The organism is Streptomyces sp. NPDC098101 (assembly GCF_044760185.1).
GTDB lineage: Bacteria > Actinomycetota > Actinomycetes > Streptomycetales > Streptomycetaceae > Streptomyces.
Window position 1 is genome coordinate 36,313 of record NZ_JBIWAS010000006.1, and the last position, 25,305, is coordinate 61,617.

At 73.5% G+C, this 25,305-nt stretch carries 24 protein-coding genes; 18 read left to right on the plus strand and 6 right to left on the minus strand.

The genetic code is table 11. The annotated features are described in order from the left end of the window. The first annotated feature begins 99 nt into the window (after positions 1 to 99). The 3 genes from cmk (at position 100) to der (ending at position 2,925) form a co-directional block, all read left to right on the plus strand. The gene (cmk, locus tag ACIQVI_RS25625; protein ID WP_403600553.1) at positions 100 to 765 is read left to right on the plus strand and encodes a (d)CMP kinase; all 666 of its coding nucleotides are present in this window, start codon (positions 100 to 102) and stop codon (positions 763 to 765) included. Further along, entirely contained in the window at positions 762 to 1,406 is a 645-nt protein-coding gene (locus tag ACIQVI_RS25630; RefSeq protein ID WP_403599877.1) for a lysophospholipid acyltransferase family protein, read from the plus strand. The genes cmk and ACIQVI_RS25630 overlap by 4 nt, the downstream gene beginning before the upstream one ends. A gap of 70 nt (positions 1,407 to 1,476) precedes the next feature. After that, positions 1,477 to 2,925, plus strand: a complete 1,449-nt coding sequence (gene der, locus ACIQVI_RS25635) for a ribosome biogenesis GTPase Der (RefSeq protein WP_121831873.1) — start codon at positions 1,477 to 1,479, stop codon at positions 2,923 to 2,925. Between the two features lie 78 nt (positions 2,926 to 3,003). Here the strand turns inward: der and ACIQVI_RS25640 are convergent, their stop codons facing one another. Continuing rightward, on the minus strand, positions 3,004 to 3,285 hold the full coding sequence (locus ACIQVI_RS25640; protein WP_202528885.1) for a hypothetical protein: 282 nt from the start codon (positions 3,283 to 3,285) through the stop codon (positions 3,004 to 3,006). Between the two features lie 212 nt (positions 3,286 to 3,497). Next, positions 3,498 to 4,280, minus strand: a complete 783-nt coding sequence (locus ACIQVI_RS25645; RefSeq protein WP_121831875.1) for a hypothetical protein — start codon at positions 4,278 to 4,280, stop codon at positions 3,498 to 3,500. 216 nt (positions 4,281 to 4,496) lie between these two features. Between ACIQVI_RS25645 and ACIQVI_RS25650 the strand changes: the two genes are divergently transcribed. From ACIQVI_RS25650 to ACIQVI_RS25665, 4 genes are all read left to right on the plus strand, one after another. Further along, a complete protein-coding gene (locus ACIQVI_RS25650) occupies positions 4,497 to 5,066 on the plus strand; it encodes a transglycosylase family protein (RefSeq protein WP_351973467.1) in 570 nt (189 codons plus the stop codon). Positions 5,067 to 5,192: 126 nt separating this feature from the next. Beyond that, complete coding sequence (locus tag ACIQVI_RS25655) at positions 5,193 to 6,467, plus strand: glycosyltransferase family 4 protein (protein ID WP_351973468.1); 1,275 nt, start codon at positions 5,193 to 5,195, stop codon at positions 6,465 to 6,467. Between the two features lie 251 nt (positions 6,468 to 6,718). Beyond that, positions 6,719 to 7,687 (plus strand): helix-turn-helix transcriptional regulator, encoded by a 969-nt coding sequence (locus ACIQVI_RS25660; protein WP_403599881.1) that lies wholly within the window; start codon positions 6,719 to 6,721, stop codon positions 7,685 to 7,687. 291 nt (positions 7,688 to 7,978) lie between these two features. Next, on the plus strand, positions 7,979 to 8,194 hold the full coding sequence (locus tag ACIQVI_RS25665) for an I78 family peptidase inhibitor (protein WP_121831881.1): 216 nt from the start codon (positions 7,979 to 7,981) through the stop codon (positions 8,192 to 8,194). A gap of 79 nt (positions 8,195 to 8,273) precedes the next feature. Here the strand turns inward: ACIQVI_RS25665 and ACIQVI_RS25670 are convergent, their stop codons facing one another. Next, positions 8,274 to 9,092, minus strand: a complete 819-nt coding sequence (locus tag ACIQVI_RS25670) for a phosphatase PAP2 family protein (protein ID WP_403599884.1) — start codon at positions 9,090 to 9,092, stop codon at positions 8,274 to 8,276. Positions 9,093 to 9,564: 472 nt separating this feature from the next. Here ACIQVI_RS25670 and ACIQVI_RS25675 point away from each other — a divergent pair, with 472 nt between their 5' ends. Next, the gene (locus ACIQVI_RS25675) at positions 9,565 to 11,292 is read left to right on the plus strand and encodes an MFS transporter (RefSeq protein ID WP_403599887.1); all 1,728 of its coding nucleotides are present in this window, start codon (positions 9,565 to 9,567) and stop codon (positions 11,290 to 11,292) included. A 42-nt stretch (positions 11,293 to 11,334) separates the two neighbouring features. On the opposite strand, the gene ACIQVI_RS25680 is transcribed toward ACIQVI_RS25675, so the two are convergent. Continuing rightward, positions 11,335 to 11,766 (minus strand): cell division protein SepF, encoded by a 432-nt coding sequence (locus ACIQVI_RS25680; protein WP_351973845.1) that lies wholly within the window; start codon positions 11,764 to 11,766, stop codon positions 11,335 to 11,337. Between the two features lie 370 nt (positions 11,767 to 12,136). Here ACIQVI_RS25680 and ACIQVI_RS25685 point away from each other — a divergent pair, with 370 nt between their 5' ends. Next, the gene (locus tag ACIQVI_RS25685) at positions 12,137 to 13,402 is read left to right on the plus strand and encodes a DUF5685 family protein (protein WP_403599890.1); all 1,266 of its coding nucleotides are present in this window, start codon (positions 12,137 to 12,139) and stop codon (positions 13,400 to 13,402) included. Between the two features lie 52 nt (positions 13,403 to 13,454). Here the strand turns inward: ACIQVI_RS25685 and ACIQVI_RS25690 are convergent, their stop codons facing one another. Together ACIQVI_RS25690 and ACIQVI_RS25695 are read right to left on the minus strand one after the other, a co-directional pair. Further along, positions 13,455 to 14,432: an ABC transporter substrate-binding protein gene (locus ACIQVI_RS25690; protein ID WP_403599893.1), complete on the minus strand. Its 978-nt coding sequence runs from the start codon at positions 14,430 to 14,432 to the stop codon at positions 13,455 to 13,457. After that, positions 14,429 to 14,926, minus strand: a complete 498-nt coding sequence (locus ACIQVI_RS25695; RefSeq protein WP_121833068.1) for a GNAT family N-acetyltransferase — start codon at positions 14,924 to 14,926, stop codon at positions 14,429 to 14,431. Before ACIQVI_RS25695 ends, ACIQVI_RS25690 begins: the two co-directional genes overlap by 4 nt. 551 nt (positions 14,927 to 15,477) lie before the next feature. Here ACIQVI_RS25695 and ACIQVI_RS25700 point away from each other — a divergent pair. The 9 genes from ACIQVI_RS25700 to ACIQVI_RS25740 all read left to right on the plus strand — a co-directional run bounded on the left by ACIQVI_RS25700 (position 15,478) and on the right by ACIQVI_RS25740 (position 25,239). Beyond that, the gene (locus tag ACIQVI_RS25700; protein ID WP_351973788.1) at positions 15,478 to 16,335 is read left to right on the plus strand and encodes an amino acid ABC transporter permease; all 858 of its coding nucleotides are present in this window, start codon (positions 15,478 to 15,480) and stop codon (positions 16,333 to 16,335) included. Then, positions 16,332 to 18,137, plus strand: a complete 1,806-nt coding sequence (locus ACIQVI_RS25705) for an FAD/NAD(P)-binding protein (protein WP_403599896.1) — start codon at positions 16,332 to 16,334, stop codon at positions 18,135 to 18,137. The genes ACIQVI_RS25700 and ACIQVI_RS25705 overlap by 4 nt, the downstream gene beginning before the upstream one ends. Positions 18,138 to 18,190: 53 nt before the next feature. Next, complete coding sequence (locus ACIQVI_RS25710; RefSeq protein WP_351973790.1) at positions 18,191 to 19,087, plus strand: amino acid ABC transporter permease; 897 nt, start codon at positions 18,191 to 18,193, stop codon at positions 19,085 to 19,087. Next, positions 19,084 to 19,881 (plus strand): amino acid ABC transporter ATP-binding protein, encoded by a 798-nt coding sequence (locus ACIQVI_RS25715; RefSeq protein WP_351973791.1) that lies wholly within the window; start codon positions 19,084 to 19,086, stop codon positions 19,879 to 19,881. Before ACIQVI_RS25710 ends, ACIQVI_RS25715 begins: the two co-directional genes overlap by 4 nt. A 49-nt stretch (positions 19,882 to 19,930) precedes the next feature. Continuing rightward, positions 19,931 to 20,905 carry an ABC transporter substrate-binding protein gene (locus tag ACIQVI_RS25720; RefSeq protein WP_351973792.1) on the plus strand — a complete coding sequence of 325 codons (975 nt, stop codon included), beginning with the start codon at positions 19,931 to 19,933 and terminating at the stop codon, positions 20,903 to 20,905. Positions 20,906 to 20,978: 73 nt separating this feature from the next. Beyond that, positions 20,979 to 22,016, plus strand: coding sequence for an LLM class flavin-dependent oxidoreductase (locus ACIQVI_RS25725; protein ID WP_403599901.1), 1,038 nt, complete (start codon positions 20,979 to 20,981; stop codon positions 22,014 to 22,016). After that, positions 22,013 to 23,320, plus strand: a complete 1,308-nt coding sequence (locus ACIQVI_RS25730) for an NtaA/DmoA family FMN-dependent monooxygenase (protein ID WP_403599904.1) — start codon at positions 22,013 to 22,015, stop codon at positions 23,318 to 23,320. The genes ACIQVI_RS25725 and ACIQVI_RS25730 overlap by 4 nt, the downstream gene beginning before the upstream one ends. A gap of 5 nt (positions 23,321 to 23,325) precedes the next feature. After that, positions 23,326 to 24,114, plus strand: coding sequence for a DUF1684 domain-containing protein (locus tag ACIQVI_RS25735; RefSeq protein ID WP_403599907.1), 789 nt, complete (start codon positions 23,326 to 23,328; stop codon positions 24,112 to 24,114). A 213-nt stretch (positions 24,115 to 24,327) separates the two neighbouring features. Beyond that, positions 24,328 to 25,239 carry a S1 family peptidase gene (locus ACIQVI_RS25740; RefSeq protein ID WP_403599910.1) on the plus strand — a complete coding sequence of 304 codons (912 nt, stop codon included), beginning with the start codon at positions 24,328 to 24,330 and terminating at the stop codon, positions 25,237 to 25,239. The last annotated feature ends 66 nt before the right edge of the window (positions 25,240 to 25,305 follow it).

The window sequence follows — 25,305 nt, forward strand, 5'->3', positions numbered from 1 at the left end:
CGAACGGGTGCGTGGGACTCGGTAACCTTGGGGGAGCCCGTCGCGACCCCGCCGGGTCCTGCCACCCCACCCCAGGAAGGTGTTCCCACCGTGGAATCCGTGATCGTCGCCATCGACGGGCCGTCCGGCACGGGCAAGTCGAGCACCTCGAAGGCGGTCGCCGCCAAGCTGGGGCTGAGCTACCTCGACACCGGCGCCCAGTACCGGGCGATCACCTGGTGGATGATCAGCAACGGCGTGGACGTCTCCGACGCCGGGGCGATCGCCGCCGTCGCCGACAAGCCGGTGATCGTCTCCGGCACCGACCCGTCCCGGCCCACCATCACCGTGGACGGCGCCGACGCCTCCGGCCCCATCCGCACCGAAGAGGTCACCTCCAAGGTCAGCGCCGTCAGCGCCGTCCCCGAGGTCCGCGCGCTCATCACCGAGCTCCAGCGGACCATCGCCCGGGGCGCCGCCCACGGCATCGTCGTCGAGGGCCGGGACATCGGCACCACCGTCCTGCCCGACGCCGACCTCAAGATCTTCCTCACCGCCTCGCCCGAGGCCCGCGCCGCCCGCCGCTCCGGCGAGCTCAAGGGCGCCGACGTGCGGGCCACCCGGGAAGCCCTGGTCAAGCGGGACGCGGCCGACTCCAGCCGCAAGACCTCCCCGCTCGCCAAGGCCGACGACGCCGTCGAGGTCGACACCACCGACCTCACGCTCGACCAGGTGATCGAGTGCGTCGTCACCCTGGTGGACGAGAAGCGGGCGGTCGCCCGGTGACCGTGCCCTCCGCGAAGGGCGCCGCCGTCGGCCGGGGCATCGGCATCGGACTGATGTACGGGCTGTGGAAGCCGCGCGTCCTCGGCGCCTGGCGGGTGCCGGCCTCCGGCCCCGTCATCCTCGCCGTCAACCACGCGCACAACATCGACGGCCCCATGCTCATGGGCACCGCCCCGCGCCCCGTGCACTTCCTCATCAAGAAGGAGGCGTTCGTCGGCCCGCTCGGCGGCTTCCTGGAGGGCATCGGGCAGCTCAAGGTGGACCGGGACAGCACCGACCGCACCGCCATAGCGGGCGCCCTGGGCGTCCTGGAGCAGGGCGGCGTCCTCGGGATCTTCCCCGAGGGCACCCGGGGCGAGGGCGACTTCGCCTCGCTGCGCGCGGGCCTCGCGTACTTCGCGGTCCGCGCCGGCGCGCCGATCGTTCCGGTCGCCGTCCTGGGCAGCACCGACCGCCGGGGACGGCTGGTCAAGGCCCTGCCCCCGCTGCGCGGCCGCGTCGACGTCGTCTTCGGCGACGCCTTCGAGGCGGGCGACGGAAGCGGCCGGCGCACCCGCAAGGCGCTGGACGAGGCCACCGTACGGATCCAGGGCAAGCTCACCGCCCACCTGGAAAACGCCAGGCGCCTCACCGGGCGCTGAGCGAGACTTCTCAGTAGTGGAACCCGTCGACCGGGAACCACCGACCACGAATGATCGAGGAACGGACTTCATGAACGACCAGCACGACCACGGGGCACTTGGCGACGCCGAGTACGCGGAGTTCATGGAGCTCGCCGCGGAAGAGGGCTTCGACGCGGAGGAGATCGAGGGCGCGATCGAGGAGGCCGGGCACGGCCCGCTCCCCGTCCTCGCCGTCGTCGGCCGCCCGAACGTCGGCAAGTCGACCCTGGTCAACCGCATCATCGGCCGCCGCGAGGCCGTCGTCGAGGACAAGCCGGGCGTCACCCGCGACCGCGTCACCTACGAGGCCGAATGGGCCGGCCGCCGCTTCAAGGTCGTCGACACCGGCGGCTGGGAGCAGGACGTCCTCGGCATCGACGCCTCCGTCGCCGCCCAGGCCGAATTCGCCATCGAGGCCGCCGACGCCTGCCTCTTCGTCGTGGACGCCACCGTCGGCGCCACCGACACCGACGAGGCCGTCGTCAAGCTGCTCCGCCGCGCGGGGAAGCCGGTCGTCCTCGCCGCCAACAAGGTCGACGGCCAGTCCGGCGAGGCCGACGCGGCCATGCTGTGGTCCCTGGGCCTCGGCGAGCCGTTCCCCGTCTCCTCGCTGCACGGCCGCGGCACCGGCGACCTCCTGGACGAGGTCCTGAAGAAGCTGCCCGAGGCCCCCGCGCAGCGCTTCGGCAACGCCGTCGGCGGCCCGCGCCGCATCGCCCTCATCGGCCGCCCGAACGTCGGCAAGTCCTCCCTGCTCAACAAGGTGGCGGGCGAGGACCGGGTCGTCGTCAACGAGCTGGCCGGCACCACCCGCGACCCGGTCGACGAGCTGATCGAGCTCGGCGGCGTGACGTGGAAGTTCGTCGACACCGCCGGCATCCGCAAGAAGGTCCACCTCCAGGAGGGCGCGGACTACTACGCCTCCCTGCGGACCGCGGCCGCCGTCGAGAAGGCGGAGGTGGCCGTCATCCTCATCGACACCACCGACAACATCTCGGTCCAGGACCAGCGCATCATCACGATGGCGGTCGAGTCGGGCCGCGCCATCGTCATCGCCTACAACAAGTGGGACGAGCTGGACGAGGAGCGCCGCTACTACCTGGAGCGCGAGATCGAGACCGAGATGCAGCAGGTCTCCTGGGCGCCCCGGGTCAACGTCTCCGCCAAGACCGGCCGCCACATGGAGAAGCTGGTCCCGGCCATCGAGACCGCCCTCGCCGGCTGGGAGACCCGCGTCCCCACCGGCCGGCTGAACGCCTTCCTCGGCGAGATCGTCGCCGCCCACCCGCACCCGATCCGCGGCGGCAAGCAGCCCCGCATCCTCTTCGGCACGCAGGCGGGCACCAAGCCGCCCCGGTTCGTCCTCTTCGCCTCGGGCTTCCTGGAGGCCGGCTACCGCCGCTTCATCGAGCGCCGCCTCCGCGAGGAGTTCGGCTTCGAGGGCACCCCGATCCACATCTCGGTGCGGGTGCGCGAGAAGCGCGGCCGCAAGAAGTAGCACCGCGCGCCGACGGCGCCGCGACACGGCCGAGGGGCCGGTACCCGCAGCGGGTACCGGCCCCTCGGCCGTTCGGTCCTACAGCCCCCTGCGGGGCCCCGGCGGCAGCGCCGGCCGGGGGGTCTGCGGAGGAGGCGGGGACGGCGCCTGCGCCGACCACGGCGCGGGGGGCGCCGCGTGCCGCCGCCCCTGTCCCGACCCGCCCGCGCCCAGCGTCGTGCCGAAGGCCCGGAAGGCCAGTCCCTCCTCGCCGCTGCGATCGCCCGGCAAGGTGCGGAACGACCTGCGGTACTCCGAGTACAGGGCGTCGTAGATCGGCGTGGGCGAAGGGCCCGCCGCGACGTCCGACGCGGGGCGCATGGAGGGGATCTGACTCGGATGCGGCTGGAGGAAAGGGTCGTATGGGTGCACGTAGGTGCCAACGACCCCGCCGCCCGTCGGATGCGGGCGGCTCTCCGAATGGGACGCCCGCCGGGGGCGCGGCACGGTGCGGGACCCCGGTCCCGGCGTCCCCCGCTCCGCCGGCACTCCGGCGACCCGCACCCACCCCGAGCCCGGCCGCGGGCCCTCCCTCACGTGCCGGCCAGCGGCATCGCGGCGGCCACCAGGCGCCCGTTCGCGGCGGCCTTCTCCAGGGCGTCGCGCAGCAGGTCCTCGCGCGGCTGCTGGCCGATCGAGCCCACCGGGGCGGCGAAGACCAGGACCGTGTGCGACTTGTTGGCCGCCGCGCGCCAGCCCTCGGTGACCTGGAGCGGCTGGTGCGCCTGCCACCAGGCGGCCTGCCCGGCGCCGCCGGGACCCGGCTGGAGCACCGAGTGCAGCTGGCCCATGGCGACCAGGACCGACCAGCCCGGCAGCGTCACCGGCCGCGTGTCGAGGTCCACGACCTGCTGGAAGCCCTGCTCGGCCAGGAGCGGCAGGAACTCGTCGACGAGGCCGTCCGAGCCCGGGCGGGCCACCGGGGCGGTCGGCTCCACCACCAGGGCCGGGTGCAGCTCGCCCTGGATCAGGACGAGCCCGCTGGTGACCCCGAGGACGGCCTGCTCGGGGTGGGAGGCGGAGAGCGCGTCGGCGGCGTCCGAGGCCGTGATGGAGGCGACGGCGCCCTGGAGCTGCTCCTCCGCGACCCGGACGACCTGCGACGGGATGCAGCTGGCGTGGGCGAACGCGAGGACCGCCGTCTCCTCGCCGACGAACAGCACCGTGCTGGTGCGCTCCTGCTCGGAGTCCCCCGGCGTGCGGCAGGAGGTGCAGTCGTAGCTGCCCGGGGCGTTGTCGCCGTCGAGCAGCCGGTCGGCTTCTTCGTCGCCGATCTCGGCGCGTACGTCCTCGCTGACGTCGAGCATGCGCGGCACGGGGGGCTCCCTGGACTCGGTACGGGCGGACGCCGGGCCGTTCCCGGTCGTCTCATGCCGAGTTCAACGGGCCAGGCTCGGCCGGGGTCACGCGCGGATGCGGGGCAAGTTGCGGCCGGGGCCCGCGGCGGGAGGGTGCCGCCGACCGGGTGGGGTGTCGGCGGAGTCCCGCGCGGCACGGGCCGGGGGTGCCGGGAGGCTGCCTAGCCTGCGTCGATGTCGAAGATCAGATTTTGGACGGCCGGTTCCCTCGCGGCGGCCGCGCTCCTCACCCTGGCGCCGACCCCTGCCCAGGCCCAGACGCAGACGCGGGCGCAGACCGCCGCCGCGCCCCGTACGGCCGCCGCCTCCGTGCCCGCGTACGCCTGCGCCCAGGACCAGTGGCCGTGGGGCTGCGTCGCCGAGTGCGAGAGCAGCGGGCGCTGGCACGTCAACACCGGCAACGGCTTCTACGGCGGGCTCCAGTTCTGGCAGCCCACCTGGGTCGAGCACGGCGGCCTCGCGTACGCCCCGCGCGCCGACCTGGCGACCCGCGCGCAGCAGATCAAGGTCGCCGAGGAGGTGCTGCGCACCCAGGGCTGGGGCGCCTGGCCCGTCTGCTCCAAGCGGTACGGACTGAGCGGCCGCGTCCACACCGTGCAGCCCGGCGACACCCTCAGCTCGATCGCCCGCCGCTTCGGTGTCAAGGGCGGCTGGCAGGCGCTGTACACGGCGAACCGGAGCCTGATCGGGGCCGATCCGAACCGGGTCGCCGTCGGCACCATGTTGCGCATCTCCCCGCTCTGACGGGCCCGTTCGGCCGGGCGCCGGGAACCTCCGGGGTCCGCCGCCCGGCCGCCCGTGAGCGCCGCCGCCTCCCCGGCAAGTACAGTCGGGCGACCGATCAACTGACCGGGGGGAACCGGCAGCGCGATGCGTATCTCCTTTCTGCTCCACAACGGCTACCACTACGGCGGCACGATCCGCACGACCTTCACGCTCGCCGAGGAACTGGCGGAGCGTCACGAGGTCGAGATCGTGTCGGTGTTCCGCCACCGCGACCGTCCGCTGCTCGGCCTGCCCGGCGGGGTGACCCTGCGTCATCTGGTCGACCTGCGGAAGGAGAGCCCCGGCTACGACGGGGAGCACCCCGACTTCCACCGCCCCGCCCGGGTCTTCCCGCGCGGCGACGGCCGCTGGAAGCAGTACAGCGCGCTCACCGACGCCCGGATCGGGGAGCACCTGCGCGGAGTGGAGACCGACGTCCTCGTCGCCACCCGCCCCGGGCTCAACGTCCACCTCGCCCGGCAGGCCCGGCGCGGACCGGTCCTGATCGGCCAGGAGCACCTGACCCTGGAGGGCCACAGCCGCCGGCTGCGCCGGGACATCCGCCACGAGTACGCGCTCCTCGACGCGGTCACCACGGTCACCGAGGCCGACGCCCGCGACTACCGGCGCCTCGGGCTGTCCGGCGTACGGATCGAGGCCGTGCCCAACAGCGTGCCCGCGCCCTCGGTGCCGCCGGCCGACCCGGCGGCGAAGACGGTCGTCGCGGCGGGCCGGCTGACCCGGGTCAAGCGGTACGACGTGCTGATCGACGCCTTCGCGCGGGTGGCCGGGGACCACCCCGACTGGAAGCTGCGGATCTACGGCTCCGGGGACGCCGTCCAGGACCTCAGGGCGCCGCTCGCCCGGCGGATCGAGGAGCGGGGGCTCGGGGGGCAGGCCTTCCTCATGGGGTCGGTCACCCCGCTGGAGCCGGAGTGGGTGAAGGGCTCGATCGCCGCCGTGACCTCCCAGCGGGAGTCCTTCGGGATGACGATCGTGGAGGCGATGCGCTGCGGCCTCCCGGTGGTCTCCACCGACTGCCCGAACGGGCCGCGCGAGATCATCGAGGACGGGGTCGACGGGCGGCTCGTGCCGGTCGACGACGTGACGGCGTTCGCGGGGGCGCTGCGGGAGCTGATCGAGGACGACGAGCTGCGGGCGAAGACGGCCCGGGCGGCCCTCACCGCCTCCGAGCGCTTCGACCCCGCCCGGATCGCCGCCCGGCACGAGCAGCTCTGGACGGACCTCCTCGACCGGGGCGCGGGCCGCCGCACCCACTCCCCGGCCCGCACGGCCCTCCACCGACTCGTGGGCCGCGCCGTCGACGCCGTCTACACCGAGAAGGCAAGAGCGGGCCGCCTGGTCCGCCGCTTCCGCTGACCTGCGGGAGCCCGGCCGGGCCGGAAGGGCCCGGCGCGCGTTGAGGCCCGTCTCCGGCCCGGCCGGAAGAGGGGGCGCGTATCGGGGGCCGTCTCCGGTCCGGCCGGAAGAGCCCGGCGCGTGTTGAGGACCGTTTCCGGCCCGCCGGGAAGGTCCAAACCGCCAAGAAGGCCCTCCCCGGCGGCCCGGTCGCAGGCGGGTGGTTCGGATTGCGGACCGTGGCTGTCCGCGACGGGTGTCAGACTCGGCGCATGTTGGAGACCTCCGCACGGCTGCTGCGTCTGCTCTCACTGCTCCAGGCCCACCGCGAGTGGTCCGGTGCCGATCTCGCCGACCGGCTCGGTGTCACCCCGCGCACCGTGCGGCGGGACGTCGACCGGCTGCGGGAGCTCGGCTATCCCGTGCACGCCAGCCCCGGCACCGGCGGCGGCTACCAGCTCGGGGCCGGGGCCGAGCTGCCGCCGCTGCTCCTCGACGACGAGGAGGCCGTGGCGGTCGCGGTCGGCCTGCGCGCCGCCGCCGGGCAGGGCGTCGAGGGGATCGGCGAGAGCTCCGTACGCGCCCTGGCCAAGCTGGAGCAGGTCCTGCCGGGCCGGCTGCGGCGGCGGGTCGGGGCGCTGAACGCCTTCACGGTGCCCCTGCTGCGCCCGCCGGGCGAGCGGGTCGACCCGGCGGTCCTCACCGACATCGCCCACGCCTGCCGGGACGCCGAGCGGCTCCGCTTCGCCTACCGGGACCACGGCGGCTCGGCCACCCGCAGGAGCGTGGAGCCGCACCGCCTGGTCTGCACCGAGCGGCGCTGGTACCTGGTCGCCTGGGACCTGGACCGGGCCGACTGGCGCACCTTCCGGGTCGACCGGATCGAGCCCACCCCGCCGCACGGCCCCCGCTTCGCGCCCCGCGAACCGCCCGCCGAGGACCTGGCCGCCTACGTGGCCAAGGGCGTGTCCGGCGCCGCCTACGCGACGGAGGGGACCGTCCGGCTGCTCGTGCCGCTCGCCGTGGCCGCCCCGGCCGTCGGCCCGATGGACGGCGTCCTGGAGGCCGAGGGGGACGCGTCCTGCCTGCTGCGGACGGGGGCGCACGGCCTCGACGTCCTGCTGATCCACGTGGCGCTGCTGGGCTTCGACTTCGAGGTGGTCGAGCCGCCGGAGCTCACCGACCGGGTCCGGGACCTCAGGGACCGGCTGTCCCGCGCCCTCGACCGGACGGACTCCTGACGCGCGCGCCCGGGTGTCCGGACGTCGTAAGCATTCTGTAAGGAAACCGTGAGCGCCCCGCGCGGGCGCCGCCGGAACAATTCGGGAACTCCGCCCGGCGAGAGGGAATGGTCCGCCTTCCGCCGGGCCTTCCCCTTCCCGTACGAGAAGGGCCGGACGTTCCCCGGAAATCGCCGGAGAAGTCGCGGAGAAGTGGCGGGTAACCGCCCTTCCGGGTGACGCGGAGCACAGCAAACTCATGTCGAGAACTTGTGACACAAGCGTGACCGGCAAGGGACTAACGTGAGGCTCATGGCACCCACATCGCGCACTCCCGAACCGCCCCGCGACGCTCCCGAGTCCTATGTGGGCCTCGGTGCGGAAGGCGCCGAACAGCTCGCCAGGACCCGGGGCTGGAGCGTCGTTCGCACCCTGCCGCCCGGCTCGATCATCACCATGGAGTACCTCTCCGGGCGCATCAACTTCGAGGTCCAGGACGGCACCGTCACCCGCTGCTGGCTGGGCTGACGCCCGGCCCGGCACACGCGGAAGGGCCCCGGCCGACCGGCCGGGGCCCTTCTTCTCGTACGGACGGAGGGGCGGGGGCTCAGCCCCCGGTCGCCGGGGTGCGCCGGCCGCCGGCCACCCCCACGGGCTCCCGGACCGGCTCCTCGGGGCCGGGCGGGCGCGCCGGGAAGAACCCCGGCCGGGGCCCGCCGGACGCCACCGGCAGCGAGGGCACGAGCCGTCGGCGGTCCCGCAGCCGCTCCCGCACCCGGTCGCGCGCGGCGAGGATCCACGACTCCGCCACGGCCAGGACCGGCTCGCACCAGGGCAGCGCGAGCAGGACGAGGAGGCCGGCCGCCCAGCCGAGCAGCACGTCGCTCAGCCAGTGCGTGCCCAGGTAGACGGTGGTGAGGCCGACGCCGAGCGCGACCACGGCGGAGAGCGCCGAGAGGTAGCGCCGGGCCCGCGGGGTGGTCGCCAGATAGGCCAGGATTCCCCAGGTCACGACCGCGTTGGCGGTGTGACCGGAGGGGAATATGTCGCCGCCGGCGAAGAGCTCGGCCGAGCCGACCTGCGTCGCGTAGTGAGGTCCGAGCCGGCCGAGCCCGAGCTTGACCGAGCCGACCGAGACGTTGAGCAGCAGAAGAGCGGCGCCGAGACACAGCAGGGGGCGCAGGGTGTGCTGGCGCCAGGAGCGCCAGCCCAGCCAGGCGGCCACCATGACGGCCGTGGGGCCGCGCTGACCGAGGACGACGTAGTAGTCGAGGAAGGCGTGCAGCTCCGGCCACTGCTGGTAGGGCCGGAACAGCATGATCTTCCAGTCGAGGGTCACCAGCCAGGTCGACAGCAGGACGGCCACGACGATGGCGAGATAGAACGCCGACGTCCCGCCGAAGAGGGCGAGACGCGTGCGGGTCATCCCCGGGACCTCTATCTTCGGCGGTTCCGGCTCCCGGTCCAGCCGGGCAAAGATGTCGGTACGCACCCAATCGACGTTACAGGGAGTGAGAAGCCGACCCCGTCAAACCGCTCCCTTCGTGATGACGATGTGATGTGGAACGGGTCTCGGGAGACGGCTCATTACCGGCGTCCGTCCGGAAATCGGATGACCTGCGGACCCATTCGCGAAGAGGCATTCCGGAAGAATGTTTGAATGCCCGGGAATTGTTCCGAACGGGTGCCCTCGTGGAATTCCGTGCGATCCGCGGCCCGCCCCCGAGTGGCGTACGCCACACCCGGGCTCCCGACGGGGTGAGAGGTGCACCACGCGCTCGACGCTTGAACTCGCGTACGCTGGCGGCTCGCTCGCCCGTCGATGCCGGGCCGCTCCGGGGAGGCAGCCCCTGGTCGGGGGCCCACCGAGCGCGAGAGTTCCACCGGGAGGTACGTACATGTCGCGGACGAACACGGCCCCAGCACGACCTCGTGCCGCCGCGGGCGGTGGTGCCAACCGCTGGGTCGTCCTCGTCGTCCTCTGCGTCAGCCTCCTCCTGGTCGCCCTGGACGCGACCATCCTCCACGTCGCCGTCCCCTCGCTCACCGAGGACCTGCGCCCCGGCTCCACCGAGCTGCTCTGGATCGTCGACGCCTACCCCCTGGTCTGCGCCTCGCTCCTGATCCTCTTCGGCACCCTCGGGGACCGGGTCGGACGGCGCAGGGTCCTGCTGCTCGGTTACGCGCTGTTCGGCGTCGCCTCCGCGGTCGCCGCCCTCGCCACCGAGCCCTCCGTCCTCATCGCGGCCCGCGCGCTGCTCGGCGTCGGCGGCGCGATGATCATGCCCGCCACGCTCTCCATCCTCCGGGCGGTCTTCCCCGACCGGCGGGAGCGCGCCACCGCCATCGGGATCTGGACAGCGGTCGCCGCGATCGGCGCCGCCACCGGACCGGTCCTCGGCGGCTTCCTCGTCGAGCACTACTGGTGGGGCTCCGTCTTCCTGATCAACATCCCGCTGATGGCGCTGATCCTGCCGCTCGGCCGCCGTCTGCTGCCCGAGTCCCGGGGCGCCGCCGACGGCCCCTGGGACGTCCTCGGCGCCCTCATGGCCGCGGCCGGAGTGCTCGGCTGCGTCCTCGGCGTCAAGCGCGCCGGGGCCGGCGACCCGCTGCTCGCCCTGCCCACCGCCGGGCCGCTGCTGCTCGGCGCGGTGCTCCTCGTCCTCTTCGCGCGGCGGCAGAAGCGGCGCCCGCACCCGCTGATCGACACGGGCCTCTTCGCCCGCCCCGCCTTCACCACCTCGGTCGGCTGCATCGTCCTGGCCATGCTGGCCCTGGTCGGCCTGGAGCTCATCGCCGTCCAGTACCTCCAGCTGGTCCTGGGCCTCAGCCCCCTGGAGACCGGTCTCCGGCTCCTGCCGCTGACCTTCGCCGCCATGGCGGCCGGTGCCACCGGCTCGTACACCCTGCGCCGGATCGGGCCGCGCCGGATGGTCGGCTGGGGCTTCGTGCTCACGGCCGGGGCCGTGCTGCTGCTCGTCCTCATGGGGGAGCACGACCGGCCGCTGCTGCTCACGACGGGCTTCGTGCTGCTCGGCTTCGGCCTCCAGACCACGCTCTTCTCGGCGTACGAGTCGATGCTCAGCGAGGCGCCGCCGCGGAGCGCGGGCGGCGCGGCGGCGATCGGCGAGACCTCGTACCAGCTCGGCGCGGGGATGGGCATCGCGCTGCTCGGCAGCGTGATGAACGCGGCGTACGCCCCCGGTCTGCGCGGGGTCCCGGGGGTGCCGGAGGAGGCGGGCCGGGCCGCCTCGAACTCGCTCGGCGAGGCCTACAAGGTGGCCGACCAGCTCGGCGGCGCGGCCGGCGGCGCCCTGCACCAGGCCGCCCGGCAGTCCTTCGTGAACGGTCTGCACGTCACGCTCTTCGTGAGCGCCGCGCTGCTGCTCGCCGGTGCGCTGATGGCCCTGCGGCTGCCGCGGGTCATGGAGTGTCCGGTCGACCCCGAGGGTCCGGACGACCCGGAGGCGGCGGAGGCCGAGGGCGCGCGGAAGGTCCCGGACGGTCCGGTCCGGGGCGCGGAGGACACCGGGAAGGCGGGATCGTCCGGGGCGTCCGGGGCGCGGGTGCCCGCGACCCGGGAAGCGATCGAGCCCGCCGGCTCGGGAGGACGTCCGGCGCACTGACCCGATCCGTCGGGAGGTGCCCGGCCGGGCCGGCGGACCCGCTCAGCTCTGGTTGAAGAAACCGTCCTGCGGGCGCCGGCCGGAGTCGCTGACGATCTGGGTGTCGGCGGGGGTCAGCAGGAAGACCCGCGTGGCCACGCGCTCGATCGAACCGCGCAGGCCGAAGGCGAGGCCCGCGGCGAAGTCGACGACGCGCTTGGCGTCGTCCGGCTCCATCGCCGTCAGGTTCACGATGACCGGGACGCCGGCCCGGAAGAGCTCCCCGATGCCCCGGGCGTCCCGGAAGCCGTCGGGGGAGACGGTGGCGATCCGGCGGCCCCGCTCCTCGGCGGTGTCCGTGGCCACCCGGACCCGGGGGTCCGTCACCCAGGCGTCGCCGCTCTCGGCACCGTCGGCGTACTCGTCGTCGTAGTAACGCTCGTCGTTGTCCTCGACGAGTCCCAGCCAGGCACTTGCCTTGCGCACCGATCCCATCGACGCCTCCTTTCAACGCGGTCACTTGTGGTTCCGCATGTCCCCATCGTCGTCCATGATGCGGATCGCGCGCCAAGCGGATAAGCGCCGTGCAGGGGATTCGTGACGGTACTGGTGCAGAACGTGAGGACCGTTTCCTGGCGATTCGTCAGGAAACTTGCGGTATGCGGGCCCTGGGGAAGGGCCATGCAGATGAAAATATGAAAGTCGTGCCGGAAGAGTGACGATGGGCGCGTACGGGTGAACGGACCCGCTCGCTACGATGCCGCGAGACCGCTCGACGGTCCTTCGTACGGCCCTCCGTACGACCTTGCGCACGGTTTCCGGGCGGCTTCCGGGCGGCCCGGGTCCACGACTCACGGGGGAGTCCTTGTTCGGAATCGTCAGACCCTGCACGCACCGGCTCACCGACGGCCTCAAGACCGCGTGGACGGCCCACCTCTGCGGCCTCTGCCTGGCGCTCCGCGCCGACCACGGCCAGTTCGCCCGGATCGTCACCAACTACGACGGGCTCATCGTCTCGGTCCTGACGGAGGCTCAGACCGGCACCGTGGCGAGCGGCCGCCGCACCGCCGGGCCCTGCCCGCTGCGCGGCATGAGGACCGCGCCGGTGGCCCGCGGCGAGGGGGCCAGGCTCGCCGCCGCCGTCTCGCTCGTCCTCGCCTCGGCGAAGGTGCGGGACCACGTCGCCGACCGGGACGGCCTGTTGGCCCGCCGGCCCGTCGCCGCCGCCGCCCGCCGGGTCGCCCTCTCCTGGGACCGGGCCGGGGCCAGGACCGGCCGCTCCCTCGGCTTCGACACCGCCGTCCTCGTCGACGCCGTCGACCGCCAGACCGGCATCGAGGCCCTCGCCGGACCCGGCACGCCCCTGCTCCTCGTCACCGAGCCGACCGAGACCGCCACCGCCGCCGCCTTCGCGCACACCGCCGTCCTCGCGGGCCGCCCGGAGAACGCCGAGCCGCTCGCCGAGGCCGGCCGCCTCTTCGGCCGGCTCGCCCACCTCCTCGACGCCGTCGAGGACCAGGAGGCCGACGCGGCGAGCGGCGCCTGGAACCCGCTCACCGCGACCGGCACCTCCCGCGAGGAGGCCCGCCGGCTCGCCGACGACGCCCTGCACGGCATCCGGCTCGCCCTGAAGGACGCCCGGTTCGCCGACGGCAAGCTGGTCCACGTCCTGCTCGCGCACGAGCTGCGCACCTCGGTGGACCGCGCCTTCGCCACGACGACCTGCTCGCACGGGGCGCACGGCGCCGGACACGGGCCGGCGCCGGGGAACCCGTACGCCCCTCAGGGACCGGGCCCCGGCAACCCGTTCGCGCCCGGACCCGGCGGACCGGGCGGGCCCCACGCCCCCGGACCCGGCGGTCCCGGGGGACCCGGCGGGCCGTTCCCGCCCGGGCCGCCCGGACGGCGCGGGCTGATCGCCGGATGCGCCCTCTGGGTCGGCCTCGCCTGCACCTGCCAGATGTGCTGCGGGACCTACGAGGATCCCTGGAGCCGGGAGCGGCGCGAGGGTCTCTGCGGCCAGTGCGACCCCGGGAGCTGCTGCGACTGCTGTGACTGCTGCGGGAACTGCTGCTCCTGCGGCGAGGGGGACGGCGGCTGCTGCGACTGCAACTGCGGCTGCGACTGCTGACGGGCCGTCGGAAGACCCCGGCCGGGAGCGTTCCCGGCCGGGGTGCGCACCGCTACTTCTTCGGTGCGGGGATCTCCGGCGGGGAGATCTCCGAGCGCTCGATGCCCGAGCCCGTCACCCCCCACTTCCTCAGGATCCGGTCGTACGTCCCGTCGGCCTTCAGACCGTTCACCGCGGCCTGGAAGGCGGGCGCGAGCGGGGTGCCCTTCTTGAAGGCGAAGCCGACGTCGAGCCGCCGGTACTCGTTGAGGAACTTCATGTTCTTCTGCTGCGTCACCGCGTACCGCAGGCCGTTGATCGTGCTCATCACGACGTCGCTGCGCCCCTGCTGGATCGCCATCCAGACGGCCCCGACCTCGCTGTAGACGTTGATCTCGTACGGCTTCTCACCCGCCTCCGCGCACCGCCCCTTGTTCTTCTCCAGGGTCCGCTCGAAGGTGGTGCCGGCGTCCACCGCCACCTTCAGGCCGCACAGCTGCGTGAGGTCGGTGATCTCCTTCAGCGGGCTGTCGGCCCGGGCCGCGAAGCCCTGCCCGTCGTTGACGTACGTGACGAAGTCGATCGTCTTGCGCCGCTCCTCGGTCACGCCGAAGTTCCCGGTGCCCACGTCGTACTTGCCGCTGCCGAGAGCCGGCAGGATCGCCTCGAAGCCCACGGCCTCGCGCTTCAGCTCCAGGCCGAGCGCCTTCGCCACCGCCGCGGAGAAGTCGGCGTCCACCCCCACCACGGTCCTGCCGTCCGGCAGATAGGCCGAGCTGGGCGGGGTGGCCACGGAGGAGGCGACCGTGAAGCCGCCCCGCTGCCGCACGTCGGCGGGGAGCAGCTTCGCCGCGGCCTCGTTCTTCCTCACCCCCGCCACCACGTCCTCGGTGGGCAGCGCGCCCTTCCCCGCGCCCGGGGCGCCCGAGGCCCCGGCCGGCGCGGTCGCGGGATCGCCGCCCGCGCAGGCGGTGAGACCGAGCGCGGCGACGGTGATCAGGGCGAAGGCCAGGGTGGTGCGGGCGGGTCCGGAACTCGTGCGCGTGGTCATGGCTTCGGGTTCTCCAGGAATTTCTCGAACGGCAGCGGGCCGATCGTCTCGGGATCGGCGGACACGTCGAAGAGCGGCCGGTAGCCGCTCGCCAGGTAGAGGCCCCTGGCCTCCGGCTGGCGCGGCCCGGTCGTCAGGTAGATCCGGGAGTAGCCGCGGGCGGCGGCCTCCCGTTCGAGCACGGTCAGGACGCGGCGGGCGAGCCCGCGCCTGCGGTGCGCCGAGTGGGTCCAGATCCGCTTCAGCTCGGCGGTGTGCTCGTCGTAGCGGCGGTAGGCGCCGCCCGCCACGGGCAGCCCCTGCTCCAGGAGCAGCAGGAAGGCGCCGTGGGGAGGGGCGAACTCCTCCGCCGGATAGCGGCTCAGATCGTGCGCGGAGCCGTACCGGGTCGTGTACTCGTACGCCAGCTCGTCGAGGAGCGGGCGCGCCAACGGGTCGTCGGTCGTGGTCCGGCGCACGGACAGCGCGGACTCACGACTGGGCGTGAGAGGCATACGTCTCTTTCGGGCGAAGAGAACGGGGAAGGGTCAGGAGCGAGGGGAGGGGAGCTCAGTGCCGCGCGGGTGAAGGCGACGCCGGCGGGGTCCGGAAGGACACCGCGGGCGGGTGAGGAGCGGAGGAAGACGCAGAGGGTCGGCTCAACAGGAAGAGGACCACACGCGACCGAAGTCGATGTGGGAGCGCGTGACCAGCTGCTGCGAATGCATGGGCCCAGTGGAACAGGCATCCGTTTCCCCGTCAACCATGGTGAGACGAACGGCTCATATTCCGGACGGACTTGACAAGGCTCCGCTCGACGGCCGTAGCCTCACAGGGCGGACACCGGGCTGAGGGGCCCGGTCCCGCGCTCGCCGCCCGCCGTGCGTACGAAGGCGCACCCCGTGTGAACGCCCGCACGTTTCCGAGCGGAACGCCCATCCGCGTTCCCCGCGAACGTCACGGCGTGTTCCCGTGAACACCTTTCGCGTTTCCCGAGAACACCGTCATCGGTTCCCGCGTGCACTCCCGTGTTCGATCCGCCCCCTGGCAGCCACGGAGCCTTCGCATGTCGACACCCCTCGCCACCCTCGCCAAGGAGGCCGCGGCCCCGCCTCCGGCCGAACCAGCCCTCCGGATCGTCCCCGCCCGCCGCGCCGGGCAGTGGACCGCCGCCGGCGTCGTGCTCGTGCTGCTCGCGCTCGGCCTCGTCTCGGTCGTCCGCAACGAGGCCTTCCAATGGGACGTCGTCGCCCAGTACTTCACCTCCGCGTCCATCCTGCGCGGCCTCGGCCTCACCCTGTGGCTGACCGCCCTCGTCATGGTCCTCGGCTTCGCCCTCGGCACCCTGCTCGCCGTCTTCAGGCTCTCCGCCAACCCCGTCCTGCGCGCCGTCAGCTGGGGCTACATCTGGTTCTTCAGGTCCACCCCGATCCTGGTCCAGCTGCTCTTCTGGTTCAACATCGGGATGCTCTATCCGCAGATCCTCGGCGTGAACACCGTCAACCTCCTCGGCCCCCTCGCCGTCGCCGTCATCGGCCTCACCCTGCACGAGGCCGCCTACGCCGCCGAGGTCGTCCGCGGCGGCATCCTCTCCGTCGACCGGGGCCAGATCGAGGCCGCCGAGTCCCTCGGCCTCGGCCGGTGGCGCAGGCTCTCCCGGATCGTCCTCCCGCAGGCCATGCGCGCCATCGTCCCGCCCGCCGGGAACATGCTGATCGGCACCCTCAAGGGCACCTCGATCGTCTCCGTGATCGCCGTCCAGGACCTGCTCTACTCCACCCAGCTCGTCTACCACCGCACGTACGAGATCATCCCGCTGCTCCTCGTCGCCACCCTCTGGTACGTCGCCGTCACCTCCGTGCTCGGCATCGGCCAGTACTACGTCGAGCGGCACTACGCCCGCGGAACGGCCGGTGACCGATGAGCACCCGCCCCTCCCTCGTCGTCGTGGGCGCCGGGCCGCGGGGGACCGGCTTCCTCGAACGGCTCGCCGCCAGCCTGCCCGAGCTGTACGGCGACCGGCCCCTCGACGTCCACCTCGTCGACCCGCACCCGCCCGGCCCCGGCCGGATATGGCGCACCGAACAGTCCCCGCTGCTCTGGATGAACTCCCAGGCCGAGGACGTCACGATGTTCACCGACGAGACCGTGGACCTCGAAGGACCCGTCCGGCCGGGACCCACCCTCGCCGAATGGGCCGGCATCGACGGCCGCACCTTCCCCACCCGCCCCCTCCAGGGCGCCTACCTGCGCTGGGTGTACGAGCGGGCCCGCGCCGCGCTGCCCCCCTCCGTCACCGTCCACGAGCACCGCGCCGGCGCGCTGCGGGTCGGCGGCCCCCGCGAGGGACGCCAGCGGGTCTGGCTGGAGGGCGCCCCCGTGCCCCTCCCCGCCGACCTGGTCGTCCTCACCGTCGGCCACCTCGACGCCCGACCCGACCCGGAACAGCGGGCGCTCGCCGACTTCGCCGCCCGCCACGGCCTCGTCCACCTGCCGCCCGACTTCACCGCCGACAGCGACCTGAGCGCGCTCCCCGCCGGCGAGCCCGTCCTCGTCCGCGGCTTCGGCCTCGCCTTCGTCGACCTGATGGTGCTGCTCACCGAGGGCCGCGGCGGCCGGTACGAGGGCGAGGGCGACGACCTCGTCTACGTGCCCTCCGGCCGGGAGCCCGTCCTGTACGTCGGATCGCGCCGGGGCGTCCCGTACCACTCGAAGATCGGCTACGCCCTCGACGGCGAACGGCCCCCGCTGCCCCGCTTCTTCGGCCCCGAGCAGACCGATGCCCTGCTCGCCCGCGGCGGCCCGATCGACTTCCGGCGCGACGTGTGGCCGCTCGTCGACAAGGAACTCGGCTGGGCCCACTACCACCGGCTCTTCTCCACCCACCCCGAGCGGACCGCGCTGCCCTGGAGCGACTTCGAGAAGGCCTACGAGGCGGCCGAGCCGCGCGGCGCCGAACTCGCCGCGCTGGTCGCCGCCGCCGTCCCCGACCCGGCCGACCGGCTCGACCTCGACGCCCTCGACCACCCCCTGGAGGGAGCCCGCTTCGCCTCCGCCGAAGCGCTCCAGGAGGGCCTGCGCGCCTACATCGCCGCCGACCTCGACCGCCGCCACGACCCCGCCCACAGCGCCGACGCCGCCGTCTTCGCCGGACTGCTCTCCGCCTACGGACAGCTCGTGCGGCTCGGCTCGCGCCTGGACCCCGGCGGCTGGTGGCACGGCTTCTTCAGCTACCTCGCCTCCGGACCGCCCGGACCCCGCCTCCGCCAGCTCCTCGCGCTCTCCCGCGCCGGCGTCGTCCGCTTCCTCGGACCCCGCGTCACCGTCGAGACCGACGAGGAAAGCGGCCTCTTCCGGGCCTCCTCCGACGCCGTACCGGGGGAGTGGACCGGGGCCCGCGCCCTGGTCGAGGCCCGGCTGCCCGACCCCACCCTGGAGCTCACCGGCAGCCCGCTGCTGCGCGCCCTCCACGAGGAAGGGGCCCGCGCCACCGCCAGCGGCCTCCTCGTCGTCGACCCCGTCGACGGCCGGATCCTGGAGCGCGACGGACGCCCGCACCCGCGCCGCTTCGCGCTCGGCCCGCACACCACCGCCCGCGCCGGCGGAGCCTTCACCCGGCCCCGCACCGGCGGGGTCGCCTTCGGGCAGAACGACGTCACCGCACGGGCCGCGCTCGCCTTCCTGCGGGACCTGGAGTGTCGTCTCCCGGCCCCGCTGAGCGCCTGACCGGCGCCCTCCCCCCCCCGTACCCCGCCCTGCCTTTCTCCCGAGGAACCGCCATGGCTCTCACCAGCGACCCACCGGCCGCCCCGCTCACCGAGGAACCGGCCGCCCCCGCCGCACCGGCGGCCACCGACCTCGTGGTCGTCCCCGTCCGCCACCCCTGGCGCTGGGTGGCCGTCGCCGCCACCGCCGTCCTGCTCGTGCAGTTCGCCCACGGGCTCGTCACCAACCCCGGCTGGGAATGGGACGTCTTCGCCGCGTTCTTCACCACCGAGACGATCCTCAAGGCCGTCTGGGTCACCCTCCAGCTCACCTTCTACGGCACCGCCCTCGGCTTCGCGATCGGCATCGTGGTCGCCTTCATGCGCCTGTCGGCCAGCCCCTTCCTGCGCTCGGTCGCCTTCGGCTACATCTGGGCCTTCCGCTCCATCCCGCTCATCGTCCAGCTCCTCTTCTGGTTCAACCTCGCCTATCTCTACAAGGAGCTGAGCATCGGCATCCCCTTCGGGCCGAGCTTCTTCTCCTTCGACACGATGGGCCTGGTCGGCGAGATGAGCGCCGCCGTCCTCGGACTCGCCCTGCACCAGGCGGCCTACGCGGCCGAGATCGTCCGAGGGGGCGTACTCGCCGTGGACGAGGGCCAGTTGCAGGCCGCGGCCTCCCTCGGCATCCCCAAGCTCCGGCAGGCGCGCCGGATCGTCCTGCCGCAGGCGATGCGCTCCATCCTGCCCAACGCCGCCAACGAGGTCATCTCGCTCTTCAAGGGCACCTCGATCGTCTCGGTCATGGCGATCGGCGAACTCTTCTACCAGGTCCAGGTCGTCTACGGCCGCAACGGGCGGGTCGTCCCGCTCCTGATGGTCGCCACCGCCTGGTACATCCTGCTCACCACCGCGCTCTCCGTCGTCCAGCACTACGTCGAACGCCACTACGCGAAGGGGAGCACCCGATGAGCTCCGCCACCACCGAGAAGGCCCCCGCCGAGACCACCGCCAAGGTCGAGATCCGGTCCGTCCACAAGAACTTCGGCGCCCTGCACGTCCTGCGCGGCATCGACCTCGACGTGCGGGCCGGCGAGGTCACCGTCGTCCTCGGCCCCTCGGGATCCGGCAAGTCCACCCTGCTGCGGACCATCAACCACCTGGAGAAGGTCGACGGCGGCACGGTCAGCGTGGACGGCGTCCTCGTCGGCTACCGGCGCTCCGGGAACAAGCTCTACGAGCTGCGCGAGCGCGAGATCCTCAAGCAGCGCACCCGGATCGGCTTCGTCTTCCAGAACTTCCACCTCTTCCCGCACCTGACCGTCCTGGAGAACATCGTCGAGGCCCCCGTCTCGGCCCTCAAGCGACCCCGCAAGGAGGCCGAGGCCGCGGCCCGGAAGCTCCTCGAACGCGTCGGGCTCGACGACAAGGCGGAGGCGTACCCCAAGCAGCTCTCCGGCGGACAGCAGCAGCGGGTCGCCATCGCCCGCGCGCTCGCCCTCGAACCGGGCCTGCTCCTCTTCGACGAGCCGACCTCCGCGCTCGACCCCGAGCTGGTCGGCGAGGTCCTCGACGTCATCAAGGACCTGGCCGCCACCGGCACCACCATGATCGTCGTCACCCACGAGATCGGCTTCGCCCGCGAGGTCGCCGACACCGTGGTCTTCATGGACGAGGGCCGGATCGTCGAGCAGGGGCCGCCGGCCGAGGTGCTGGAGAACCCGCGCCACGAGCGCACCCGCGCCTTCCTCTCCAAGGTCCTCTGACCTTCCCCCTTCCCTCTCTTTCCCCTTCACCCACGACAGGAGCACCGTCATGAAGTCCCGCCGCACCCTCCTCACCGCCCTCGCCTCGCTCACCGCCCTCGGCGTCCTCACCGCCTGCGGCTCGGGCGACGCCGCTCTCAACGAGACCAAGCCCGAGGCGAAGAAGGGCGGCGGCATCAACCTGACCCCGGAGCAGAACCGCATCCACACCGCCAAGGTCGACGCCATCGCCGCCAAGCTCCCGGCGGCCGTACGGGAGAGAGGCACGCTCGTCCTGGGCGTCTCCGCGTCCAGCAATCCGCCGCTCGCCTTCCGCGCCACCGACGACAAGACGCTGATCGGCGTCGAGGTCGACATCGCCACCCTGGTCGCCGACGCGCTCGGCCTGAAGCCCGAGTTCAACGCGGTCTCGTGGGAGAACCTCTTCGTCGGCCTGGACAGCGGCAAGTACGACGGCGTCTTCTCCAACGTCACCGTCACCGAGGAGCGCAAGGACAAGTACGACTTCGCCACCTACCGCCTGGACGACCTGGCCTTCGAGGCCAAGAAGGGCTCCGGCTGGACGGTCAAGGGACCCGAGGACGTGGCCGGGAAGGCGATCGCGGTCGGCTCCGGCACCAACCAGGAGAAGATCCTCGTCGACTGGTCCGCGCAGAACGAGAAGGCCGGGCGCAAGCCGGTCGACATCAAGTACTACCAGAACACCTCCGACTACTACCTGGCGCTCCAGTCCGGCCGGATCGACGCCTACCTCGGCCCGAACCCGGTCGCCGCCTACCACGTCCTCGCCTCGGGGCAGACGGAGGTCGTCGGCAAGTTCTCCGGTGCGGGCGCCGGGCTCCAGGGCAAGATCGCGGCCACCACGAAGAAGGACAGCGGCCTCGTCGCCGCGTACGCCGCCGCGCTCGACCACGTCATCCAGAACGGCACCTACGCCCAGGTCCTCAAGCGCTGGGGCCTCGACGGCGAGTCCGTCCCCAAGTCGGAGATCAACCCGCCGGGCCTGCCCCGCACCAAGAACTGACCCGCACCGAAAGAACCGCGGCGGGGCCGGTCCACCCGGCCCCGCCCCGCGGAACCCTCCCGAGAGAGACCGCATGACCAGTACCCGACCGCTCCACCTCGCCGCCGAGCTCGTCCCGGGCTCCGGCCGGGCCGACCCGGGCCCGGACACCGCCGCGCGCACGGTCGCGCTCGCCCGCCTCGCCGAGGCCGCCGGGCTCGACTTCCTCACCCACGACGACTCCTTCGCCCGGCCCGGCCTCGACGCGCTCGCCGTCCTCGCCCGGGTCGCCCCGGAGACCCGCTCGATCGGGCTCGTGCCGACCGTGACCACCACCCACACCGAGCCCTTCCACGTCCAGGCCGCCGTCGCCACCCTCGACTGGGTGAGCCGGGGCCGGGCGGGCTGGCGGATCGGGGTCTCCCCGACCGGCGCCGAGGCCCGGCTCTTCGGCCGCCGCCCGGCCCCGCCGACCGCCGAGCTCTGGCAGGAGGCCGGGGAGGTCGCCGAGGTCTCCCGCAAGCTGTGGGACAGCTGGGAGGACGACGCCGAGATACGGGACGTGGCCACCGGGAGGTTCGTCGACCGCCGCAAGCTGCACTACGTGAACTTCCAGGGCGCGACCTTCTCCGTCAAGGGCCCCTCGATCGTCCCCCGGCCCCCGCAGGGCAACCCGGTGACCGTCGTCGACGCCACCCGCCCCGCCGCCCGGGAGACCGCCGCCCACCACGCCGACGTGGCCCTGATCGGCGCCGCCACCGCCGAGGAGGCCGCCGCGCTCCGCGCCGAACTGCACCGGGGCGCCCGCGCCCACGGCCGGGACCCCGGGCAGCTGCGCGTCCTCCTCTCGCTGACCGTCGACACCGACGCGTACGAGGGCGGGCCGGGGGCGCTCGCCGGACTGATCGCGGACTGGCACGGCGGCGGGGCCGTCGACGGCTTCCACCTCGTGCCGGCCGTCCCGGAGCGGGACCTGGAGCGGTTCGCCGCCGTGACCGTGCCGCTGCTCGGGGACCGGGGCCTCTTCCGTACGGCCTACGCGGGCACCACCCTCCGCGACCACCTGGGACTGGCCCGCCCCGAGAGCCAGTACGCCACCGGCCCGCGCGTCGCCACGGGAGCGGGCGCATGAGCACTCCCCGGCCCCGCAAGCAGGTCCACCTCGCCGCGCACTTCCCCGGCGTCAACTCCACCACCGTCTGGGCCGATCCGCGCTCCGGCTCGCAGATCGACTTCTCCTCCTTCGCGCACCTCGCCAGGACCGCCGAACGCGGCCTCTTCGACTTCTTCTTCCTGGCGGAGGGGCTGCGGCTGCGCGAGCACGCGGGCCGCATCCACGACCTCGACGTCGTCGGCCGGCCCGAGTCGATCACCGTCCTGAACGCGCTGGCCGCCGTCACCGACCGGCTCGGCCTGGCCGCCACGGTCAACGCCACCTTCAACGAGCCCTACGAGCTGGCCCGGCGGCTCGCCTCGCTCGACCACCTCAGCGCGGGCCGGGCCGCCTGGAACGTCGTCACCTCCTCGGACGCCTTCACCGGCGAGAACTTCCGGCGCGGCGGCTACCTCGACCGGGCCGACCGCTACACCCGGGCCGCCGAGTTCCTCGCCACCGCCCGGGAGCTGTGGGACTCCTGGACCCCGGAGGGCGCCCCGGGACCCTTCGCCCACAGCGGGCCGCAGTTCCGGATCGACGGAGAGTTCACCGTCCCGCGCTCCCCGCAGGGGCATCCGGTCGTCATCCAGGCCGGGGACTCGCCCGAGGGCCGCGAGTTCGCCGCCTCCGGCGCCGACGTGATCTTCACCCGGCACTCCACCCTGGAGGCGGGCCGGGCGTTCTACGCCGACGTCAAGGGCCGGCTCGCCCGGTACGGCAGGGAGCCCGGCGACCTGAAGATCATGCCGGGCGTGACGTACGTCCTCGGCGACACCGACGCCGACGCGCGCGAGAGGGCCGCCGGGATCCGCGCGCAGCAGGTCTCCCCGCAGAACGCGATCCTCGCCCTGGAGCAGGTCTGGGGCCGCGACCTGTCCGGCTACGACCCCGACGGGCCGCTGCCGGACGTCGACCCCGACCCGGACTCGGCGCTCGTGCAGGGCAGGGTGCGGGTCGCCGACCCGATCGGCACGGCCCGGAAGTGGCGGGCGCTCTCCGAGGCCAAGGGCCTGTCGATCCGGCAGACCGTCATCGAGTCCACCGGCCGCCACTCCTTCGTCGGCTCCCCGGAGACGGTCGCGGCGGCCCTGGAGGAGTTCGTCGCCACGGACGCCGCCGACGGCTTCATCCTCGTCCCCCACCTCACCCCCGGCGGCCTCGACGACTTCGTCGACCGGGTCGTCCCCCTCCTCCAGGAGCGCGGGGTCTTCCGCACCGAGTACACCGGCACGACGCTGCGGTCCCACCTCGGGCTCCGCGAGCCCGTACGAAAGGTCTGAGAAGCATGAGCACGGATCCACGGCAGGACTGGCGGGAGTGGCACGAGACGCGCGAGGCCTCGGTCTCCGCTCCGTACGGCCTGCTCTCCCTCACGGGCAACCACTGGCTCTCCGATCACCCGGAGGGGCGAATTCCGGCCGTTCCGGGGGAGTGGCGGGCGGACGGCGACGAGGTGGTCCTGACGGCGACCGGAGAGGACGGCCTCACGGTCGACGGGAAGCCGTTCACCGGCACCGTCCGGCTCGCCGCCGACCAAGGTCCGGCCGAGGACTCCCGGGTCGCGGCGGGGGAGCGGCGGATCGTGGTGCTGCGGCGCGAAGGGGAGTGGGCCGTACGGGACTTCGACCCCGACGCGGAGACGCGCCGCGCCTTCCGGGGCATCGAGGCCACCCCGTACGACGAGCGCTGGGTGGTGCCCGGCGTCTTCCGCCCGTACGGGGAGACGCGCAGCGTGCGGGTCGAGAACGCCGACGGCCGGGAGCGGGGCCTCGGCCTCGCCGGCGAGCTGGTCTTCGAGCTGGACGGCGACGAGCGCACGCTCCAGGTGGCCGTCGAGGAGGGCGGCTCGCTGTGGGCGGTCTTCGCGGACGCCACCAGCGGGCACGACAGCAACCGCTTCCGCTTCCTGAAGCCCCCGGCCCCGGCGGCGGACGGCACGGTGACGGTGGACTTCAACCGGGCGGTGCTGCCGCCGTGCGCCTTCGCGGACCACTTCCTCTGCCCGTTCCCGCCGCCGGGCAACACGCTCGACGTCGCCGTCGCGGCGGGGGAGCGGCGGCTCGCACCGGCCTGATCGGCGGGGGAGCGGCAGCGCGTACCGGGCTCGCGGGGCTGATCATCAACCCCCTGGTGGTGTGCGGTAGTTGACGGCTGTACGGCCGAAAGGCGCCCTTGCGGCGTGAAGTCGTACGGCCGGAGACTCCCCCACAGCGCAGGCCCCCGGGCCGCGCCTCACGGGCCCGACCCCCCACGGCGGGCCCCCGATTCCTTTCGGGAGGAACGAGAAGTGAGGACCACGCGCACCACCCCCACGAGAACGATCCGGCTGCTCGCCGTCACCGCCGGTCTCGCCGCCGCCGCGGCGCTCGCCGTCCCCACCGCGAACGCCGGCACCACCGATGCCACCGGGTCCGCGGGCGTTTACAGCGCCGCCGCCCTCGCGGCGACCGGCGACGCCGTCCGCGCCGCCGACGTGGCCGGCACCGCCTGGCACGTCGACACCGCCACCGGCCGGCTCGTCGTCACCGCCGACTCCACCGTCAGCCAGGCGGAGATCGCGAAGATCAAGGAGCGGGCCGGGACCAACGCCGCCGCCATCAAGGTCGAAAGGACCCCGGGCCGCTTCAGCAAGCTGATCTCCGGCGGCGACCCGATCTACGCCGACGCCGGCTGGCGCTGCTCCCTCGGCTTCAACGTCCGGGACTCCGCGGGCAACTACTTCTTCCTGACCGCCGGACACTGCACCGACGGCGCCCGCACCTGGTACGCCAACTCCGCCAAGACCACCGTCCTCGGGACCACCGCCGGGTCCAGCTTCCCGGGCAACGACTACGGCCTGGTCCGCTACACCAACGCCTCCATCGCCAAGCCCGGCACCGTCGGCAGCGTGGACATCACGAGCGCCGGCAACGCCACGGTCGGCCTGTCGGTCACCCGCCGGGGCTCCACCACCGGCATCCACAGCGGCACCGTGACGGGCCTCAACGCCACCGTGAACTACGGCGGCGGTGACATCGTCTCCGGCCTGATCCGCACCAACGTCTGCGCCGAGCCCGGCGACTCCGGAGGCCCGCTCTACTCGGGCAGCCGGGCCATCGGCCTCACCTCGGGCGGCAGCGGCAACTGCTCCTCGGGCGGGACGACCTTCTTCCAGCCCGTGACGGAGGCGCTGAGCGCGTACGGCGTGAGCGTGTTCTGACGGACGCGCCGGGGCGGGCGGCCCCGGCACGAGGACGGGAAGGCCCCGGCGCTTCGGTGCCGGGGC